The 17,631-nt window shown below is 63.5% G+C and carries 21 protein-coding genes; 15 read left to right on the top strand and 6 right to left on the bottom strand.

Features of this window, described 5'->3' with window-relative positions:
* Positions 1 to 93: 93 nt before the first annotated feature.
* The 3 genes from ACVJGD_RS23210 to ACVJGD_RS23200 form a co-directional block, all read right to left on the bottom strand.
* Entirely contained in the window at positions 94 to 684 is a 591-nt protein-coding gene (locus tag ACVJGD_RS23210) for a helix-turn-helix domain-containing protein (protein ID WP_454629967.1), read from the bottom strand.
* Between the two features lie 132 nt (positions 685 to 816).
* On the bottom strand, positions 817 to 1,176 hold the full coding sequence (locus ACVJGD_RS23205) for a hypothetical protein (protein WP_456636489.1): 360 nt from the start codon (positions 1,174 to 1,176) through the stop codon (positions 817 to 819).
* A 195-nt stretch (positions 1,177 to 1,371) separates the two neighbouring features.
* Positions 1,372 to 2,337, bottom strand: coding sequence for a 2-hydroxyacid dehydrogenase (locus tag ACVJGD_RS23200; RefSeq protein ID WP_456636488.1), 966 nt, complete (start codon positions 2,335 to 2,337; stop codon positions 1,372 to 1,374).
* Between the two features lie 229 nt (positions 2,338 to 2,566).
* Here ACVJGD_RS23200 and ACVJGD_RS23195 point away from each other — a divergent pair, with 229 nt between their 5' ends.
* The 3 genes from ACVJGD_RS23195 to ACVJGD_RS23185 are packed head-to-tail and all read left to right on the top strand — an operon-like array spanning position 2,567 to position 4,656.
* Positions 2,567 to 2,935, top strand: coding sequence for a YciI family protein (locus ACVJGD_RS23195; protein ID WP_456636487.1), 369 nt, complete (start codon positions 2,567 to 2,569; stop codon positions 2,933 to 2,935).
* Complete coding sequence (locus ACVJGD_RS23190) at positions 2,932 to 4,209, top strand: RNA polymerase sigma factor (protein WP_456636486.1); 1,278 nt, start codon at positions 2,932 to 2,934, stop codon at positions 4,207 to 4,209. The genes ACVJGD_RS23195 and ACVJGD_RS23190 overlap by 4 nt, the downstream gene beginning before the upstream one ends.
* A gap of 33 nt (positions 4,210 to 4,242) precedes the next feature.
* Positions 4,243 to 4,656 carry a VOC family protein gene (locus ACVJGD_RS23185; protein WP_456636485.1) on the top strand — a complete coding sequence of 138 codons (414 nt, stop codon included), beginning with the start codon at positions 4,243 to 4,245 and terminating at the stop codon, positions 4,654 to 4,656.
* A 115-nt stretch (positions 4,657 to 4,771) separates the two neighbouring features.
* Here ACVJGD_RS23185 and ACVJGD_RS23180 read toward each other — a convergent pair whose 3' ends face one another.
* Positions 4,772 to 5,209, bottom strand: a complete 438-nt coding sequence (locus ACVJGD_RS23180; RefSeq protein WP_456640343.1) for a hypothetical protein — start codon at positions 5,207 to 5,209, stop codon at positions 4,772 to 4,774.
* Positions 5,210 to 5,368: 159 nt separating this feature from the next.
* On the opposite strand from ACVJGD_RS23180, the gene ACVJGD_RS23175 reads away from it, so the two are divergent.
* A complete protein-coding gene (locus tag ACVJGD_RS23175) occupies positions 5,369 to 5,938 on the top strand; it encodes a histidine phosphatase family protein (RefSeq protein ID WP_456640342.1) in 570 nt (189 codons plus the stop codon).
* Here ACVJGD_RS23175 and ACVJGD_RS23170 read toward each other — a convergent pair.
* Positions 5,935 to 6,723, bottom strand: a complete 789-nt coding sequence (locus tag ACVJGD_RS23170) for an SDR family NAD(P)-dependent oxidoreductase (RefSeq protein WP_456636484.1) — start codon at positions 6,721 to 6,723, stop codon at positions 5,935 to 5,937. The two genes, ACVJGD_RS23175 and ACVJGD_RS23170, sit on opposite strands and share 4 nt — an antisense overlap.
* 160 nt (positions 6,724 to 6,883) lie before the next feature.
* On the opposite strand from ACVJGD_RS23170, the gene ACVJGD_RS23165 reads away from it, so the two are divergent.
* From ACVJGD_RS23165 to ACVJGD_RS23130, 8 genes are all read left to right on the top strand, one after another.
* Positions 6,884 to 7,537, top strand: coding sequence for a glutathione S-transferase family protein (locus ACVJGD_RS23165; protein ID WP_456636483.1), 654 nt, complete (start codon positions 6,884 to 6,886; stop codon positions 7,535 to 7,537).
* Positions 7,538 to 7,903: a nuclear transport factor 2 family protein gene (locus ACVJGD_RS23160; RefSeq protein ID WP_456636482.1), complete on the top strand. Its 366-nt coding sequence runs from the start codon at positions 7,538 to 7,540 to the stop codon at positions 7,901 to 7,903.
* Positions 7,904 to 8,143: 240 nt separating this feature from the next.
* Positions 8,144 to 8,557: a YciI family protein gene (locus ACVJGD_RS23155; RefSeq protein WP_456636481.1), complete on the top strand. Its 414-nt coding sequence runs from the start codon at positions 8,144 to 8,146 to the stop codon at positions 8,555 to 8,557.
* Between the two features lie 144 nt (positions 8,558 to 8,701).
* A complete protein-coding gene (locus ACVJGD_RS23150) occupies positions 8,702 to 9,121 on the top strand; it encodes a YciI family protein (protein WP_456636480.1) in 420 nt (139 codons plus the stop codon).
* Positions 9,122 to 9,159: 38 nt separating this feature from the next.
* Positions 9,160 to 9,525: a hypothetical protein gene (locus tag ACVJGD_RS23145; protein WP_456636479.1), complete on the top strand. Its 366-nt coding sequence runs from the start codon at positions 9,160 to 9,162 to the stop codon at positions 9,523 to 9,525.
* 368 nt (positions 9,526 to 9,893) lie between these two features.
* On the top strand, positions 9,894 to 10,589 hold the full coding sequence (locus ACVJGD_RS23140; RefSeq protein ID WP_456636478.1) for a TetR/AcrR family transcriptional regulator: 696 nt from the start codon (positions 9,894 to 9,896) through the stop codon (positions 10,587 to 10,589).
* A 120-nt stretch (positions 10,590 to 10,709) separates the two neighbouring features.
* Positions 10,710 to 11,207, top strand: a complete 498-nt coding sequence (locus ACVJGD_RS23135; RefSeq protein ID WP_456636477.1) for a DUF2852 domain-containing protein — start codon at positions 10,710 to 10,712, stop codon at positions 11,205 to 11,207.
* A gap of 578 nt (positions 11,208 to 11,785) precedes the next feature.
* Positions 11,786 to 12,757, top strand: coding sequence for a Na+-dependent transporter (locus tag ACVJGD_RS23130; protein ID WP_456636476.1), 972 nt, complete (start codon positions 11,786 to 11,788; stop codon positions 12,755 to 12,757).
* A 160-nt stretch (positions 12,758 to 12,917) separates the two neighbouring features.
* Here ACVJGD_RS23130 and ACVJGD_RS23125 read toward each other — a convergent pair whose 3' ends face one another.
* Positions 12,918 to 13,991, bottom strand: a complete 1,074-nt coding sequence (locus ACVJGD_RS23125; RefSeq protein WP_456636475.1) for a tartrate dehydrogenase — start codon at positions 13,989 to 13,991, stop codon at positions 12,918 to 12,920.
* A gap of 1,397 nt (positions 13,992 to 15,388) precedes the next feature.
* Here ACVJGD_RS23125 and tolQ point away from each other — a divergent pair.
* From tolQ to ACVJGD_RS23110, 3 genes are read left to right on the top strand one after another with little or no spacing between them, the layout of a single operon-like run.
* Positions 15,389 to 16,102, top strand: a complete 714-nt coding sequence (tolQ, locus tag ACVJGD_RS23120) for a protein TolQ (protein WP_454621368.1) — start codon at positions 15,389 to 15,391, stop codon at positions 16,100 to 16,102.
* A gap of 41 nt (positions 16,103 to 16,143) precedes the next feature.
* Positions 16,144 to 16,617, top strand: a complete 474-nt coding sequence (locus tag ACVJGD_RS23115; RefSeq protein ID WP_456636474.1) for a biopolymer transporter ExbD — start codon at positions 16,144 to 16,146, stop codon at positions 16,615 to 16,617.
* Between the two features lie 9 nt (positions 16,618 to 16,626).
* Positions 16,627 to 17,610, top strand: coding sequence for a cell envelope integrity protein TolA (locus ACVJGD_RS23110; RefSeq protein WP_456636473.1), 984 nt, complete (start codon positions 16,627 to 16,629; stop codon positions 17,608 to 17,610).
* Positions 17,611 to 17,631: the final 21 nt, after the last annotated feature.

Below are 17,631 nucleotides of genomic sequence, written 5' to 3'. Positions count from 1 at the left end.
AATTGACCGGAGTGACTGAAAAAGCGGCTCCGGCCGCGGCAACGCCAGAGCGGATCAATGCGCGGATAGAAGATAAATTTCCACTTCAGTGGATTACGATCGTACCTTCGCGGTGTCGATCACGAGGAAATACTCGCACGGCGTCTTGCCGAGATTGAGGAACGAATGGTCGGCATCCGCCTGGAAATACAGGGAATCCCCCTGATTGAGATTGACGCGCTGATCGCCGATCGAGACCCGCATCCGTCCGCGCAGCACGAAGATGTACTCCTCCACGCCGCGGCGATGGGCCACGAAGTTTCCGGTCTCCGCTTCCGGCGGCAGCGTGTTGAGCACCCAGTCGATCCCGCGCCCGGGAAGCACGGGAGAAATACACCGACGCAGGAATCCGGATTCCTCGTCCCTCAGGATCGGCTGGCGGGCGGCCGGAATATGAACGATCTCGCGTTCGACCGCCGGCGCCATCAGTTGCGAGAACGTGACGCCCAGCGCTTCCGCCAGCTTGGACAGGATCACCGTCGAGGGAACCGTCTCGCAGCGCTCGATCTTGGAGATCATGGAGCGGCTGACACCGGACGCCTCGGCGAGCTGTTCGAGCGAGAAGTTGTTCTTCTTCCGGAAATGACGAATCTCTTCGGCGAGAACCGAGAGCTGAGAACTGTCAGTAGGATCCAAAGCGCTCAAACCGGTAAGTCCTTGTTGATGCGCGCTACTCTTAACGGATTCAGAGCGGTAAGGGCAATTCGGCTCTGGGCCATGTGCCGCCGCTGTTGGCAAGCGGATGCACACGCGCGCGGTCTTTCAGCAATAGGCTGATCAGCCGCAATTCCAGATCGGCCCGATCGGCGTCCGCGTCCAGCAAGGGCCGAAGCTGCCGCCATTGTAGCGACCGCCGTAAAAGCCCGGCCGGCCGAAATAGTGCCAATCGCCATCATACCCGTAATAACGAGGGACTGGATCGATGTACCAATGGCGCCGGTTGCGGCGCGCCATGCGTGAAGCCGAAGCTTTCTGGGCGTAGAGTGGGAGGCTGTTGTTCGGTGGCTGTTGATAGCCCGGGAGGAAGCCGTAGCCGTGCCAACGTGGCGGGGCTCGTTTATGAACCGGCGCAGCCGGCGCTACGACCGGCAGCAGCGACAGGGCGATGGCAATCGACAGACATGCGAGGCGCGACATAAACACAGCATAGATGTTCGGCTGTTGAGAAGCGATTCAAATCCGAATGATAGTCCGCTTCTTATATTTGGCTACTGATCGTTGGCATCGCCACTAGAGCATGATCCGGAAAAGTGGAAGCCGGTTTTCCGAAAAAGATCATCCTCAAACAAAGAGCTAAAGCGGGATGACGATTCGAAGAAAAGTCATCACGCTTTAGTATCCCCGCTTGCGGTCGACCACGTTCTCCAGCGTGCCGCCGGACTCGAAGCGTTCGATCTGCTGCGCGACATATTTCGAAATCTCGTCCGGATCGGTATCGGCCGCATTGTGCGGCGTCAGCACCACCTTCGGATGGCTCCAGAACGGGCTGTCCGAAGGCAGCGGTTCGGTCTCGAAGACATCGAGCGAGGCGGCACCTAACGTGCCGTCGTCGAGCGCGCGCAAAATATCGGCCTCATCCTGCAATCCGCCGCGGCCGGCATTGATCAGGACCGGCGCGCCCATCGGGCTGTTGCGGTTCAGTTTGGCAAAGAGGTCGCGGTTGAGGATGTGCCTTGTGTCCGGCGTCAGCGGCAGCAGGCAGACCAGGATGTTGGTCTCCTGCAGGAAGGCACTGAGCTTTTCTTTCGCGGCAAAGCATTCGACTCCGTCGACCTGCTTCGCGCTGCGGCTCCAGCCGACCACGCGAAAGCCGATTCGCTGCAGCACCTGCGCCGCATCGGCCCCTAACGTGCCCAGTCCCATGATCCCGACCGTGATTGCGCCCGCTGCCCATTGATAGCGCGGCGCCCAACGCTTCTCGCGCTGCGACTCCCGCAAATACAGTTCCTGGCGGTGATGCATCAGCACATGCAGCGTCACATATTCCGTCATCCGCCCGGTGAGATCGGAAACCGCGACGCGGACCAGCGGCACGTCGGGCAGGGAGGCATCCGCCATCAGCGCATCGACCCCGGCGCCAAGATTGAAGATCACGCGCAAATTCGGAAACGCCGCAAGCTCGCCCGGCCGCGGCTTCCAGACCGCGGCGTAGCGCACCTCGGCAGGATCGACGCCTGCATCGGGCGACAGCAGTACGCGCCTGTCCCGGCAAACCTCGTCGAACCGGGCTTTCCACCGCGCGGACGACCAGTTTTCGGTGCCGCCATGCACCAAGAGCGCCAGCGCGCCTTTCGTCATTCCCTGAACCCCTGGTTGTCAGCGTGACCCGGATCACATAATGGATCGAACCGGTCGCATACTCTCCTGCCACCAATCAAGGGGAGACTTCGAGATGCGCACATTGTCACGGTGACGCTCTGGCTCGCAATGACGGCGCGGCTGGAACACCTGTTCTCAAAATTTCTTCTAAGCGCTGTCGGCAGCGGGCATAATCGTTCGTCTTGAACATAATGGAGATGCCTGACGCATGCTGTACGCCATCCTTTGCTATCACGACGAGGACATGGTCGGTTCCTGGACCAAGGAACAGGACGCGGCCGTCATGAAGAAACTTTCCGTCGTGCAGGACAAGCTCGCCAAGCAGGGCCGGCTTGGGCCGGTGGCACGGCTGCTGCCGACGACGGCGGCGACCACGCTGCGCAAGGACGATCCGCCGCTGGTGCTCGACGGGCCCTTTGCCGAAACCAAGGAGCAACTGCTCGGCTTCTACGTCGTCGACTGCAAGAATCTCGACGAGGCGCTCGACGTCGCGCGCGACCTCGGCGCCGCCAATCCGGGCGGAGCCTATGAGATCCGGCCCGTCGGGGTGTTCAAGCCCGGGAGTGTCCAGACGTGACCGATACCGCCTGGATCGATGCCGCGCTGACCTCGGCGCGACCCCAGGCGGTCGGCGCGCTGCTCCGCTATTTCCGCGATCTCGATCGGGCGGAGGAGGCGTACCAGAACGCCTGCCTGCGCGCGCTCAAGAGCTGGCCGCAGAACGGTCCGCCGCGCGATCCCGCGGCGTGGCTGATCATGGTCGGCCGCAATGTCGGGATCGACGATATCAGGCGCGCCCGCAAGCAGGAGGCGCTGCCGGACGACGACCAGGCGATCTCCGACCTCGACGACGCCGAGGACGCGCTCGCCGAACGGCTCGACGGCTCGCACTACCGCGACGACATCCTGCGGCTGTTGTTCATCTGCTGCCATCCTGATTTGCCGCCGACGCAGCAGATCGCGCTGGCGCTGCGCATCGTCTCCGGCCTTTCGGTGAAGCAGATCGCGCGCGCCTTCCTGGTCAGCGAGGCCGCGATGGAGCAGCGCATCACCCGTGCGAAAGCGCGCGTGGCCGAGGCGAAAGTGCCGTTCGAGACGCCGGGCGCGCTCGAACGCAGCGAGCGCCTCGCCTCGGTTGCTGCGATGATCTACCTGATCTTCAACGAGGGCTACTCGGCGAGCGGTGACACCGCCGAGATCCGCAGCCCCCTCTGCGAAGAAGCGATCCGGCTGGCGCGGCTGTTGCTGCGGCTGTTCCAGAGCGAGCCCGAGATCATGGGGCTCACCGCGCTGTTGCTGTTGCAGTACGCCCGTACCGCGGCGCGTTTCGATTCGGATGGTGCCGTGATTCTGCTCGAGGACCAGGATCGGCGCCTGTGGAACCAGAGCCTGATCGCCGAGGGGCTCGCGCTGATCGACAAGGCGATGCGCCATCGCCGGAGCGGACCCTACCAGGTGCAAGCCGCGATCTCCGCGCTGCATGCGCGCGCGGAAAAGCCTGAAGATACCGATTGGAAGCAGATCGACCTGCTCTACGGCGCGCTCGAGATCATGCAGCCGTCGCCGGTGGTGACGCTGAACCGTGCGGTGGCGGTATCGAAGGTGCGCGGGCCGGGCGCGGCGCTCGACATGATCGAGCCGCTCGCCCAGCGGCTGCAGAACTATTTCCACTTCTATGGCGTCCGCGGCGCCTTCCTGATGCAGCTCGGCCGCAATGACGAAGCCCGCGTCGCCTTCGACCGCGCCATCGCGCTCGCCAACACCACCGCGGAAGCCGCCCATATCCGCATGCATCTCGACCGCCTGATCCGCGACAGCCAGCCGCGCGGCGCCAAGTCGTCGAAGAAATAGTTTTCTATTGCCACCAAACCCAAGGAGCGAACGATGCAGGTCAATCCCTATCTGTTCTACAACGGCAATTGTGAAGCGGCGCTGAAATACTATGAGAAGGTGCTCGGCGCGAAGATCGAGGCGATGCTGACGCACGAGCAGGCGCCGGAATCGATGCCGGTCGCGCCCGACTGGAAGAAGAAGATCATGCACGCCAGGATCACGATCGACGGCGAGATCATCATGGCCTCCGATTCGCCGCCGGAACATTTCCACAAGCCGCAGGGCTTTTCGGTCTCGTTGACGGTGGAGGATCCCGCCGACGGCGAACGCAAGTTCAAGGCGCTCGCGGAAGGCGGCACCGTGACCATGGACTTCACGCCGACCTTCTGGGCCAAGGGTTTTGGCATGTGCATCGATCAGTTCGGCATCCCCTGGATGGTGAACTGCCCGGCCGAAGGGATGTAATCGAAGCTGCCGTGGTCGCCGCGTAGGGTGGGCAAAGCGAAGCGTGCCCACCATTCACGATCGGCGCGAGAGAAGGTGGGCACGCTTCGCTCTGCCCCTACGAACTACGAACGAGCTAGCGGCACCTCGGATAGATCGCCGCGAGTTCGCGCCCGCGCAACAACAGGAGCCGCGACGTCAATCCGCCGCGGCTCCGGATCCAGCCGCGCACCGGCGCCGGATAGGCCTCGAGCACCGCCTCGGAGGCCTCCGGCTCGGCATAAAAACGCCCGCGCTTGTCGACCGACCGCGCGGCATGGAAGCCGAGCACCGCGCGCCGCGTCACGCAGATGCGATCGTTCGGCACCATCGAGAGCACCAGCGTGCAGGCCGACAGGCAGGGCCCGTCGATCACCACGCGCTCGCCGGCCTCGCGCACGCGCGCGAACAATTCGATGAAGGGCTCGACCTGTCCGCCCGGGCTTGCCAGGATGCGCACCTCGGCGCGCGCCAGCGAACTCGCCGCAAGCAGCGCCGCTGCGACCAAAGCCGCCTTCACCACCGCCCTTGACATCGCCGTCGGCATCCGCGGGCTCCCTGATCCGTTCGCCCCCTCGGATATTTAACGGCGTCGCATGCGGCAAGATTTTGTCAGGCGCGGATGTCGTTTAGACTATCGAGCTGCATGCGATTCCTTCGCATGATGCTGCTCGCCGCGTGGCCAGGCTTCAAGATGAGCATCGAAATCAATCTGTGGCTGATACGGCACGCCCCCGTCGATGGGCCGCGCGGGGTCATTCATGACCCGGACGCGCCGGCAGATCTAGGTAACAAAACGGCCCTTGCCGCGCTAAAGGCAAGGCTGCCGCAAGGCGCGTTTGCGGTCTGCAGCCCGGCGCGCCGCACGCGAGAGACCGCTGCGGCGCTCGGGCTCGCAGCGGCCCAGAATGCCGCCTTTCGCGAGCAGGATTTCGGCGCCTGGACCGGGCGGCGTCACAACGATCTCGTGACTGAGCTCGGCGACGCCTATCACGCGTTCTGGCGATCGCCGGCGAGCAATCGGCCGCCGGGCGGCGAAAGCTTTGTCGATCAGATCGCGCGCGCAAACCAAGGATTGGCATCGCTGCCGGCGGGCGATGCCGTGCTGGTCGCGCATTCCGGCACGATCCGCGCGGTGCTCGCGATCGCGCTCGACCTGCAGCCTGACAGCGCCTTGCGGTTCGTGATCGATCCGCTCTCGCTCAGTCGGATCGATCGCCTGGCCAATGGCTGGCGCGTCATTGCCGTCAACCAGCAACCCTAGCCGTTCCGGCCCTGTCCGCGCAGCGTCGGCAGACCGATGCCGGCGGCATCGAAGCCGCCGTCGACGGCGAGGATCTGCCCGGTGATGTAGCTGGCGCGGTCGCTGGAAAGGAAGAAGATCGCTTCCGCCAGTTCCTCCTCGAGGCCGTAGCGGTTGAGCGGAATCGCGTCGTGATAATCGGCGCGGATTGCCGCCGTATGCACAGCTTTCGCCATCGCGGTGTCGACCGGGCCCGGCGCCACCGCATTGACGCGGATGCCGAGCGAGGCGAGCTCGACCGCAAGCTGCTTGGTCAGATGCGCGAGCCCAGCCTTGCTGGTGCCGTAGGCCGAGCGCAGCGTGGAGGCGCGCACTGCCGAGATCGAGGTGATGTTGACGATGGCGCCGCCGCCATGCTCGCGCATCAATGGCGCGGCCGCCTTGGCGCAGAGGAACGGTCCGGTGAGGTTCACCGCCAGGATCCGGCTCCAGTCCGCATCCGAGGTCTCGAGCAGCGGCGCGAACACGGCAACCCCGGCATTGTTGACGAGCGCATCGAGCCGGCCGAAGCGCTTTTTCACCGCGTCGACTGCCGCAGCGACGCTGGCGGCGTCGGCGACGTCGCAAGGCAGCGCCAGCGTGCTTTCGGCCTGCTTGAGGCCTGCGACCGCCTCGTTCAGCAGTTCGCGCTCGATATCCAAGAGCGCCACGCGCCAGCCCTCGGCGAGGAATCGCCTGGCGGTGGCAAGCCCGATGCCGCGCGCCGCCCCGGTGACGAGCGCAACCTTTTGCGAAGATGTCGTCATGAATGTTCCGATGGTTTCGTTGTCGGCTCCTGTTGCGCCGTCTCCGCGATGAATGCAAGTTCCGCCGTGGCGAAAAAATCCGCTGGAATATGTCGGGCGCCCTGGCCCTGCTTCGTCTTCCCTGTAGCGGCACATCCGGCCGCCGCTAACAGGAGTTCCGATGTCGCTGACGCTGCACTATCACCCGCTGTCGTCGTTCTGCTGGAAGGTGCTGATCGCGCTGTACGAGAACGGCACCTCGTTCACGCCGAATCAGGTCGACCTCTCCAATCCGGCCGAGCGCGCGGCGCTGTTGAAACTGTCGCCGATCGGGCGCTTCCCGGTGCTGCAGGACCATGCGCGGAACGAGGTCGTGCCGGAATCGAGTGTCATTATCGACTATCTCGACCGCCACTATCCCGGCCGCACCAAATTCATTCCTGATGACACCGACAGCGCCCGGCAGACCAGGCTGCGCGACCGCTTCTATGATCTCTATATGCACCTGCCGATGCAGAAGATCATTGGCGACCGGCTGCGGCCCGCGGACAGGAAAGACCCTCATGGCGTAGAGGAGGCGAGGGCACAGTTGCTCAGCTCCTATCGCATCATCGACGGGCAGATGGCCTCGGGCGGCTGGGCGATGGGCGAAGCGTTCAGCCTGGCCGATTGCTCCGCCGCACCGCCTCTGTTCTACGGCAACATGGTGGAGCCGTTCGGCGACGAGCACCGCAACCTGCGCGCTTATTTCGAGCGCCTGAAGGCGCGCCCTTCCGTCGCGCGGGTGATGGAGGAGGCGGAGCCCTATTTCAGCATGGTGCCGAAGGAGAGCTGAATGTCATCCACGGACAAAGCCGAGATCATCCGCGCGATCTTCGCCGCCTATCTGGCGAACGACCGCCACCGCGTCGAAGCGGCCTTCACCGACGACTTCCATTTCACCAGCCCGTATGACGATATCGACAAGCCGACCTATTTCTCCCGCTGCTGGCGGGACAGCGGCTGGATTGCGCGGCACGAGTTGGAACGGATCTTTGCCGAAGGCAACGAGGCCTTCGTCACCTATCGCTGCGTGGCCAGGGACGGAAAGAGCTTCCGCAATACCGAGTTCTTTGCGTTCGACGGCGACAAGGTGAAGCGCATCGACGTCTATTTCGGCGCGACCTACCAGGATGGCAAATTCGTCAAGATGAACGCGTAGGGTGGGCAAAGCGGAGCGTGCCCACCATTCAAGCTCCGCTCGGGATGGTGGGCACGGCTGCGCCTTTGCCCACCCTACGGCATCCCCCGCGCCCAATTGCCGCAATGACCTCCGGAATAATTTTGCGGGACCTGTCGGTGCGGCAAGACCCCGTTCGTCTTATCTGCGAGTGCCGGCGCAATCCTGGTGCAATCGACCCAGTTTACCAATGACCAAGTGACCCTAACGGAGCGCGAGACGATGCGATTCATGGTGATAGTGAAGGCCAGCCGGGACAGCGAAGCCGGCGTGATGCCCTCGACGGAACTTTTGGCTGCGATGGGCAAGTTCAACGAGGAGATGGTCAGGGCCGGCGTCATGCAGGCCGGCGAGGGGCTGCATCCGACCACGAAGGGTGTGCGCGTGCGCTATGGCGGCGGGCAGCCCAGCGTCAGCCGCGGCCCGTTCGGCCTGAGCAATGATCTCGTCTGCGGCTTCTGGCTGATCGAAACCAAGTCGCTCGATGAAGCGATCGACTGGATGAAGCGTGCCCCGTTCGAGGACGGCGAGATCGAGATCCGTCAGGTGTTCTCCACCGAGGATTTCGGCGAGGCGTTGACCCCTGAACTTCGCGAGCAGGAAGAGCGCCTGCGCGCGCAGGTCGCGCGAAACTGACTAACCCCGCTGTCATTCCGGGGCGCGCCGCTTGGCGCGAGCCCGGAATCCATCGAGCCGCATTCGCAAGCTGCAAAATGGATTCCGGGCTCATCGCGTTGCGATGCCCCGGAATGACATCCCTCAACCGCAAGGAAACACCCAATGCGATTCATGATGCTGATGATCCCGCTCGGCTACGAGACCGCGCCGCCGAAGATCGACCTCGACCCGGAACGCGTCGCGGCGATGATGAAATACAACCAGGCGCTGAAGGACGCTGGCGTCCTGATCGCGCTGGACGGACTGCATCCGCCGTCGGCGGGCGCCCGCGTCTCCTTCGCCACCGGCAAGCCCGTCGTCACCGACGGTCCCTTCACCGAATCCAAGGAGGTGCTCGGCGGCTACTGGATGATCAACGTCGCATCGCGTGCCGAGGCGATCGAGTGGGCGAAGCAATGCCCGGCCAGCGAGAACGAGATCATCGAGATCCGCCAGGTGCAGGAAATGTCCGATTTTTCCGAGGAGGTGCAGAAGGCGGCCGCCGGCTTCGAAGAATTGCAGCGGAGCTCGGCACATCGTTAAGCCGCATCGATCATCAATTCAACGCAAGGGAGAAGCCCATGAGCACGACCGATACCTATCTCGCTGTCTTCGTCGGCAGCATGAACAATCCAAAAATGAAGGCCTGGCAAGCGCTGCCCGAGGCCGAGCGGCGCGCCAAGGAGCAGCAGGGGATCGCGGCATGGAAGGCTTGGGTCGAAAAGCATCAGGACGTGATCGTCGGCATGGGCGGCCCGCTGGGCAAGACCAAGAAAGTCGATGCCGGCGGCATCGCCGACACCAGCAACGAACTCAGCGGCTTCACGGTGCTGCGCGCCAGTTCGCATGAGGCCGCGGCGAAATTGTTCGAGAACCACCCGCATTTCGCTATCTTCCCCGGCGAGCGGGTGGAGATCATGCCGGTTCTGCCGATTCCGGGCGGCTAGCATCGCCGCATAGCGGCCTTTGAAGTCACCTCTCCCGCTTGCGGGAGAGGTCGGCGCGAAGCGCCGGGTGAGGGCTCTTTCCTCTTGGGGAATCCCGATGCGGAGACACCCCCACCCCAGCCCTCCCCCGCAAGCGGGAGAGGGAGAACCCCCACCTCCCATTCCGCGGAGCGGCCTTTGAAGTCACCTCTCCCGCTTGCGGGAGAGGTCGGCGCCACGCGCCGGGTGAGGGTTCTCTCCCCACGGTTGAACAACGTGAATCGCGACGGCACCCGCGCCAATCGGCACGAGCGGCGCCGTTAATCTTGATGAACGCCGCGCTCCGGCGCTAGTGACCTTTGCGTCCGGCTCATGTAAGACCTTTTCACATGAGCTGGCGCAAGGATCAGCGCCGCGGCGAGCGCGGCTATCATCACGGCAATCTCAAAGAGGCGTTGCTGCAGGCGGCGCTCGACCTGATTTCGCAGAAGGGGCCGGCCGGCTTCACCTTCGCCGATGCTGCGCGCATGGCCGGCGTCAGCCCCGCGGCACCCTATCGGCATTTCCGCGACCGCGACGAGCTGCTGTCGAGCATCGCCCAGCGCGGCTTCGAGCAGTTCGAACAGCTCCTGACGCAGGCGTGGGACGACGGCCGTCCGGATACGATCACGGCGTTCGAGCGCGTCGGCAAGGCCTATCTCGCCTTCGCGCGCGAGGAGCCTGCGTTCTATTCCGCGATGTTCGAATCCGGCGTACCGGTCGAAACAACTCCTGCACTGATGGCGGCAAGCGAGCGCGCCTTCGCGGTCATTCGCGCGGCGGCGGAGCGGCTTGCGGCGCTGGCGCCGCCCGGCGTGCCGCGTCCGCCGGCGATGATGATGGCGCTGCACATCTGGGCGATGTCGCACGGTGTCGCGTCGCTGTTCGGCCGTGGCGATGCCGCGCGTCGCAAACTGCCGATGACGCCGGAAGAACTGCTCGAAGCCGAAGTGCTGATCTATCTGCGCGGACTCGGCTTCCCCACCGAGCGCAAACCCGAGCCGACAGACGAAAAGCCCGCCGGTCCTTGGGGCAAGCCGAAATAAAATTGCCGAAATAAATTTGTCGCACCCCCCGGGGGTCCGCTTGACTTTCGGAGCGGATCGGCCAAGTATGTAAATGTTATTTACATTCACAACGGCGTGATGCCGTGATGGAGAAGGGAAATGGCCTACACCGCAGATGTCAATCGATGGCGCGGCCCTGTGGAAGAACCCTACCGCCCACGCATGTTCGAAAGCCCGTGGCACCCCGGCTGGATCGCCGTGACCATTCTCGGCTTCATCATCTGGTGGCCGATCGGGCTCGCCCTCCTCTTTTTCACACTCGGGAGCAGAAGAATGAGTTGCTGGAGTCACCACGATAGCGATCGCTGGCACAACAAGATGGAGCGGATGCAGTACAAGATGGATCGCATGCGCGACCGCATGGAGCGCCGCGGCTTCGGCTGGGGCTTTGGTCCGCCCACCAGCGGCAACCGCGCCTTCGACGAATATCGCGCAGAGACGCTGCGTCGCCTGGAAGACGAGCAGAAGGAGTTCAAGGAATTCCTGAGCCGGCTGCGCCACGCCAAGGACAAGGAAGAGTTCGACGCCTTCATGGCCCAGCATCGGCAGCGCCCGACGCCGCCGAACGAGCCGCCGCAGCAACCGTCGCAGAGCTGAGGCCAGACTTCACGAGCTAGCCTTCAGGCGATGTGCCCCCATAAAACCTGATGGCCCTGAGCCGCCCGTTTGCGAAAGCAGACGGGCGGTTTGGTTTTAGACTAGGCAAGCTGATGTTGCCGCACATTGCCTCCGCAATAACGGTGTCGTCCCGGCCTTGAGCCGGGACCCATAACCACAAGCCTTTGTGGTGTGCTCGGCTGCAACCGCTTGCTCGTGTCACAACGCATTTCGGTGGTTATGGTCCTGGCTTTCCAGGACGACACTGAGGCTCTTGCCAACAGCGTCGCGCAATGCCAATCAAGCCGCATGGACGATTGCCTGACCTTCACCGCGTCGCGCTGGTGGCGCTCCCTTTAAGGAGCGGCACGTCGTCTTGTCTCATCTGAAAAACATGACCGAGTGCCGCCGCAGTCCGGCGGGCGCATGTTCTTATCCCAACAGGTCTCTCCGTGCTGCGGCTCCATTAAAGCGTTTTCGAGCGAAGTGGACACCGGTTCGCGTGAAGAAAACGCGTCAAACAAGAATCTGGAGCTTTGGTTCTGATGCAATCAGAACCAAAGCTCAGGAGAACGCCGATGCCTGTTGTATTGATTGATGCTTTCGCCGCTTTAGTCCGGCCGCTCGCATGGCTCGGCCGCCAGGGCACGCGCGCCGTCGCTGCCCTGGTGTTCATCGGCATCGCGATCCCGCCGCTTGGAGAGGCCTTGAGACCTTTCGTCACCGAAGCGGTCTTCCTCCTCCTCTGCATCTCCTTCATGCGCGTGGACGTCTCCGCGCTGCGGCTCTATCTGCGCCGCCCCGCGATCGTCGTGGCCGCGACGGCATGGACGCTGCTTGCGGTCCCGGCGATGACGGGCGTGTTCTGGCTTGCGACAGGTCTACGCACGGCGTCGCCGGATCTGTTCCTCGGCTTGATGCTGCAGGCGGTGGCTTCGCCGATGATGGCTTCGCCCTCGCTCGCGGCGCTGATGGGGCTGGACGCTACGCTGGTGCTGATCACGCTCGTGACCGGCACCGCGCTGGTGCCGCTCACCGCGCCGCTGTTCGCCTATCTCTTCTTCGGCTCGGCCTTGACATTGTCGCCGGTCGCGCTCGGCGCAAAACTGTTCCTGATCCTGGCCGGTGCGCTCGCGGTCGCTGCGATCATCCGTTGGCTGTTCGGGCTTGCCGCCATCGAGCGCCACAAGGCGCCGATCGACGGGTTGAACATCCTGATCCTGTTGGTGTTCGTTTGCGCGGTCATGGGCCCCGTTGCGCCGAGCTTCTGGCGCGAACCGCTGCAGGCGCTCGGGCTGACGCTGCTCGCCTTTGCGGTGTTCTTTGCGCTGCTCGCAGGCACCATGCTGGTGTTTCGCCGCTTCGGCATGGAAAGGGCGCTGGCCCTGGCATTGATGGTGTCGCAGCGGAACATGGGGTTGATGGTCGCCGCCACCGACGGCGTGCTGCCGGGCCTGACCTGGCTCTACTTCGCGCTATCGCAATTCCCGATCTACCTGTCGCCGCAACTGCTCAAGCCGATCGTCGCCAGGCTGACGAAGCCGCGGTAGAGACAGGTGCGGCAGAAATAGCGCTGTCATTGCGAGGAGCGACAGCGACGAAGCAATCCATGCTCCCGCGCATGCGGCTTGATGGATTGCTTCGCTTCGCTCGCAATGACGGCTGGGCGGTCATTCGTCCGAAGTTGCGCAAGACCGGGGCGAGGGATCTTCACACATTCGTCCCATGAATCGCGTCGATCACGGCGTCGGTCACCTCTTTCGTCGTCGCTTTGCCGCCGACGTCGGGTGTCAGCACGCCGGCGGCGCAGACGCGCTCCACCGCCGCCATCAGTCGCGCGGCCGCGTCCTTCTCGCCGAGATGCTCCAGCATCTGCGCGCCAGTCCAGAAGGTCGCGACCGGGTTGGCGATGCCTTTACCGGTGATGTCGAAGGCCGAGCCGTGGATCGGCTCGAACATCGAGGGGAAGCGGCGCTCGGGATCGATATTGCCGGTCGGAGCGACGCCGAGGCTGCCGGCGAGCGCGCCTGCCAGATCGGACAGGATGTCCGCGTGCAGATTGGTCGCGACGATGGTGTCGAGGCTTTTCGGGTTCAGCGTCATGCGCACCGTCATGGCGTCGACCAGCATCTTGTCCCAGGTGACATCAGGGAATTGCTGCGCCACTTCGGCGGCGATCTCGTCCCACATCACCATGCCGTGGCGCTGCGCGTTCGACTTTGTCACCACGGTCAGCAGCTTGCGCGGGCGCGACTGCGCGAGCTGGAAGGCATAGCGCATGATGCGGGTGACGCCGACACGGGTGAAGATCGCAACTTCGGTGCCGACCTCCTCGGGCAGGCCCTTGTGCGCGCGTCCGCCGGCACCGGCATATTCGCCTTCCGAATTCTCGCGCACGATCACCCAGTCGAGATCGCCGACGCCGACATTGCGCAATGGCGATGCGACGCCGGGCAGGATCTTGGTCGGCCGCACATTGGCGTATTGGTCAAAGCCCTGGCAGATCGGCAGCCGCAGCCCCCACAGCGTGATGTGGTCGGGCACGTCGGGCGCGCCGACCGCGCCGAAATAGATCGCATCGAACTTCTTCAGTTCGTTCAGGCCATCGGCCGGCATCATGACGCCGTGCTTCTTGTAGTAGTCCGAGCCCCAGTCGAAGGTCTTGAACTGGAAGCTGACATCGCCGGAGCGTTGCGCCAGCGCCTCCAGCACACGAATGCCCGATGAGATCACCTCGGGGCCGATACCGTCGGCAGGAATGGCGGCGATGGAATGGGTGCGCATGAAGAGTCTCCGGGGCGTGATGGTAGGAAGGGTGCCACATATCGACCTCATCCCGAGGAGCCGCGCAAGCGGCGTCTCGAGGGATGGGCCGCGGGCCTCATGGTTCGAGACGGCGCTCCGCGCCTCCTCACCATGAGGGGCTGACAGCGCGTGCGCGGTGGAACGAATTATTGCAGCAATTTCATAGTGATTTGCCCCGTCCAGCCCATCCGCGAAAAATATTCCGCTTCCGTCGTCGGGCAAATCAGTGATTTAACTCCGCGCGTCTCACGGCGGATGAGGGGCGGCTCGCGATCGTCACGAACGTTGCGGTGAGATGCGGTGGACGTGATGCGTGTGACTGACGAGCACGCGCAGTGCGGACGGCGAAGTCGTGTGGTCCTGGCGCCCCGACGCTGGCGCTAAGTCTTGCGGAGATGATCCGTGAGGCGACGGTGGCAAGAAAGCCCGGTCACCGGGGAGAGCGCGAAGGAAACCGTAAACCATCGCGCAGGGGAAAGCCGGTGTTGCTCCGGTTGACCTGTGGTCCTACCCCCGTGCTTTTTGTTGCACGGGGCCCACGGGTGCAACCGGCACCCGGCTTTCCCTGCGCCCTCTGATCTCAAGGAGGGTGAAACGAGACGCAAAGCTCGGGCAATCCATGCCGCGAGAATGCCGACTCACATCCTCTCCCCACGCTCCACCGTCATGCCCGCGAAGGCGGGCATCCAGTATCCGGCGGCCTCTCAACTTAAGCCGAGACGTCTCTGGAATACTGGATCGTCCGCCTTCGCGGACGATGACAGCAGAGCTGTTTGACAATTGAGACGATGACAGCGGAGAGCTGTTTGACAATTGAATCGGAAGTTCTCTTCCCTGCTGCCCGAAGCTGGCTGCATCTCACCTCCCCTTGAAAAGGGGAGGTCGGTTTGCGCGTCTCACGCGCAAACCGGGTGGGGATCTTCTCTCCACACGCACCGGTGCCCCGGGGCTGACCCCCATCCCGACCTTCCCCCTTGCAGGGGAAGGAGCGCAGCCAGCCCGATGGCCGCAGGGAACCCCGCCCATCCCCATAACCGGCCGGATTTCCTGCATTTCCAGCCGCCAAAGCGGACTTTGGTAACCTCGCATTAACCACGGTTAGCGTCTGGTTAGGGGTGGAAATGACGCGCGAAAAGCCCTTGTTTTGACATGTTGACGGGGGAAGCAGGGCCCGGCCTTGGACCGCCCTCCCATGCGACAGATGAAAGCTTTTCGCGCTGGCGCTTACCGCCGCGCCAGGCGTGGGCTGCTAGGGGCGTTTCAAGCGAGGTGGAGACCGGTTCGCGTGAGGAAAACGCGTCGAAACGAACATCCGGGACCGGCGGCCATTTGCTCCGGGAAGGACAGGAGACCTTTGCGTTGAAAGGATATTGCCGATGAATCCCGCCGACGTGGCGCAGGCAGCGCTGCCCATGGCCTCGAGCGACGTTTCGCTGATCGCGCTGTTCCTGCAGGCCCACTGGGTCGTGAAGGCGGTCATGCTCGGGCTGCTCGCCTGCTCGGTGTGGGTCTGGGCGATCGCGATCGACAAGATCTTCCTGTATTCGCGCACCCGCCGCGCGATGGACCGGTTCGAGCAGGCGTTCTGGTCGGGGCAGTCGATCGAGGAACTCTATCGCACGCTGTCGGCCAAGCCGACCCAGTCGATGGCGGCCTGCTTCGTGGCCGCGATGCGCGAATGGAAGCGCTCCTTCGAGAGCCATTCGCGTTCCTTTGCCGGCCTTCAGATGCGGATCGAGAAGGTCATGAACGTCTCGATCGCGCGCGAGGTCGAGCGATTGGAACGCCGGCTCCTGGTGCTCGCGACCGTCGGCTCGGCCGGCCCCTTTGTCGGCCTGTTCGGCACCGTCTGGGGCATCATGTCGAGCTTCCAGTCGATCGCGGCGTCAAAGAATACCTCGCTGGCGGTGGTGGCACCGGGAATCGCGGAGGCGCTGTTTGCGACCGCAATCGGCCTGATCGCCGCAATTCCGGCGACTATTTTCTACAATAAGTTCATTTCCGAGGTGAACCGGCAGGCCCAGCGCCTGGAGGGCTTTGCCGACGAGTTTTCCGCGATCCTGTCGCGCCAGATCGACGAGCGGGCCTGATGAGGCGGGAAGTGATGAACGCAAGCGGTGGGTTTTAGATCATGGCGATGAGCATGGCGGGTTCGTCTGATGGCGGTGGCCGCCGTGGCCGGCGCCGCGCCGCTGTGATGGCGGAAATCAACGTCACGCCGATGGTCGACGTGATGCTGGTGCTGTTGATCATCTTCATGGTCGCAGCGCCGCTGATGACGTCGAATATCGACATCGACCTGCCGATCGCGAGCGGCGGCAAGTCGATTGCCCAGAACACCCCGCCATTGACACTCTCGGTCAAGCGCACCGGCGGGAGTTGCAATTCGAACGTGGAACTGTACCTCGGTGACGCCCCGATTTCGGCTGCCGACCTCTTGCCCAAAATCAAGGCTATCAGGGAGACGCGATCGGATAATGATGCCGTGGTATATCTGCGTGGGGACAAGGACGTCTGTTACACGGATATGATGAAGCTCCTCGGCCAGATTCGGACCGCGGGCTTCAAGGCCAATATCGTCATCATCCCGGAGGGGGGATCGTAAACCCGTGATATGGCAGAGCAGGGTAAGTTGAAGGTCAAGGTCGACAAGACACTGGTGGCATCGATCGCCCTGCACGTGCTCGTGCTGGGATGGGGCCTCGTGTCGTTTTCGACCAAGGCCTACGTCCTGCCGGACGAGGAGACTGTCGCTGTCGACGTCATATCTTCCGACCAGCTTGCCCATGTGATGGCCGGCCAGAGGACCGGCAAGAAGGAAAATCCGAAGCCGCTCGTCGAAAAGGTCGCCGAGGCCAAGCCGGTCGACGACACCGTCGGCAAGATCGAGGAAAAGAAGCCGCCGGTGGTCACCGACACGGCGCCGCCGCCGACCCCGAAGGTGGAAGAGAAGCCGGTCGAAAAGAAGCCCGACCCGCCGAAGCAGGTCACCGAGACCAAGCCCAAGGAAGAGCCGAAGAAAGAAGAACCCAAGCAAGAGGCGAAGCCGATCGAGAAGAAGCCGGATCCCGTCAAGCCGGATGCGATCGCGGAAGCGCTGAAGAAGGAAGAGAAGAAGCCGCCGCCGAAGCCGCAACAGCAGGCTGCCAAGCCGCCGCCGGAGCAGAAGCTGAAGGAGCGCGTGTTCGACCAGTCGAAGATCGCAGCCCTCCTCGACAAGCGCGATCCGACGCGCCAGGCAGCGGCCGGCGACACGCTCAACATGAACGCAGCCCTCGGCCTTGCCCATGGCAAGGCCGCCGACAATTCGGCGACCTGGGGCGCGATGTTCAAGAGCCAGGTCGAGCGCTGCTGGAAGAAGCCCTATGGCGGCATCGAAGCGCAGCAGACCGAGGCGGCCTTCGTGATCCGCCTGAAGCGCGACGGCACGCTCGAGGGCATGCCGGTGCCGGAAGGCACGCCGGCAACGCCTTATTTGCGCGTCTATCAGGAGAGCGCGCTGCGCGCGATTATCGAATGCCAGCCGTACAATCTGCCGGCGGCCTACTTCGACGAATGGAAATATTTTTCGCCCGTGTTCACCGAACGAAAGACCTGAGCGCAGTGTGCGCCTAAGGTC

Source organism: Bradyrhizobium sp. USDA 10063 (assembly GCF_054063735.1).
The sequence above is the reverse complement of the archived record's forward strand: the minus strand, read 5'-3'. Positions and strand labels throughout refer to the sequence as shown.

What these genes read in the sequence shown, in the direction of transcription:
- ACVJGD_RS23205 (WP_456636489.1), bottom strand. Translation starts at nt 1,176, where the DNA reads ATGTCGCGCCTCGCATGTCTGTCGATTGCCATCGCCCTGTCGCTGCTG.
- ACVJGD_RS23200 (WP_456636488.1), bottom strand. Translation starts at nt 2,337, where the DNA reads ATGACGAAAGGCGCGCTGGCGCTCTTGGTGCATGGCGGCACCGAAAAC.
- ACVJGD_RS23195 (WP_456636487.1), top strand. Translation starts at nt 2,567, where the DNA reads ATGCTGTACGCCATCCTTTGCTATCACGACGAGGACATGGTCGGTTCC.
- ACVJGD_RS23185 (WP_456636485.1), top strand. Translation starts at nt 4,243, where the DNA reads ATGCAGGTCAATCCCTATCTGTTCTACAACGGCAATTGTGAAGCGGCG.
- ACVJGD_RS23180 (WP_456640343.1), bottom strand. Translation starts at nt 5,209, where the DNA reads ATGTCAAGGGCGGTGGTGAAGGCGGCTTTGGTCGCAGCGGCGCTGCTT.
- ACVJGD_RS23175 (WP_456640342.1), top strand. Translation starts at nt 5,369, where the DNA reads ATGAGCATCGAAATCAATCTGTGGCTGATACGGCACGCCCCCGTCGAT.
- ACVJGD_RS23170 (WP_456636484.1), bottom strand. Translation starts at nt 6,723, where the DNA reads ATGACGACATCTTCGCAAAAGGTTGCGCTCGTCACCGGGGCGGCGCGC.
- ACVJGD_RS23165 (WP_456636483.1), top strand. Translation starts at nt 6,884, where the DNA reads ATGTCGCTGACGCTGCACTATCACCCGCTGTCGTCGTTCTGCTGGAAG.
- ACVJGD_RS23160 (WP_456636482.1), top strand. Translation starts at nt 7,538, where the DNA reads ATGTCATCCACGGACAAAGCCGAGATCATCCGCGCGATCTTCGCCGCC.
- ACVJGD_RS23155 (WP_456636481.1), top strand. Translation starts at nt 8,144, where the DNA reads ATGCGATTCATGGTGATAGTGAAGGCCAGCCGGGACAGCGAAGCCGGC.
- ACVJGD_RS23150 (WP_456636480.1), top strand. Translation starts at nt 8,702, where the DNA reads ATGCGATTCATGATGCTGATGATCCCGCTCGGCTACGAGACCGCGCCG.
- ACVJGD_RS23145 (WP_456636479.1), top strand. Translation starts at nt 9,160, where the DNA reads ATGAGCACGACCGATACCTATCTCGCTGTCTTCGTCGGCAGCATGAAC.
- ACVJGD_RS23140 (WP_456636478.1), top strand. Translation starts at nt 9,894, where the DNA reads ATGAGCTGGCGCAAGGATCAGCGCCGCGGCGAGCGCGGCTATCATCAC.
- ACVJGD_RS23135 (WP_456636477.1), top strand. Translation starts at nt 10,710, where the DNA reads ATGGCCTACACCGCAGATGTCAATCGATGGCGCGGCCCTGTGGAAGAA.
- ACVJGD_RS23130 (WP_456636476.1), top strand. Translation starts at nt 11,786, where the DNA reads ATGCCTGTTGTATTGATTGATGCTTTCGCCGCTTTAGTCCGGCCGCTC.
- ACVJGD_RS23125 (WP_456636475.1), bottom strand. Translation starts at nt 13,991, where the DNA reads ATGCGCACCCATTCCATCGCCGCCATTCCTGCCGACGGTATCGGCCCC.
- tolQ (WP_454621368.1), top strand. Translation starts at nt 15,389, where the DNA reads ATGAATCCCGCCGACGTGGCGCAGGCAGCGCTGCCCATGGCCTCGAGC.
- ACVJGD_RS23115 (WP_456636474.1), top strand. Translation starts at nt 16,144, where the DNA reads ATGGCGATGAGCATGGCGGGTTCGTCTGATGGCGGTGGCCGCCGTGGC.
- ACVJGD_RS23110 (WP_456636473.1), top strand. Translation starts at nt 16,627, where the DNA reads ATGGCAGAGCAGGGTAAGTTGAAGGTCAAGGTCGACAAGACACTGGTG.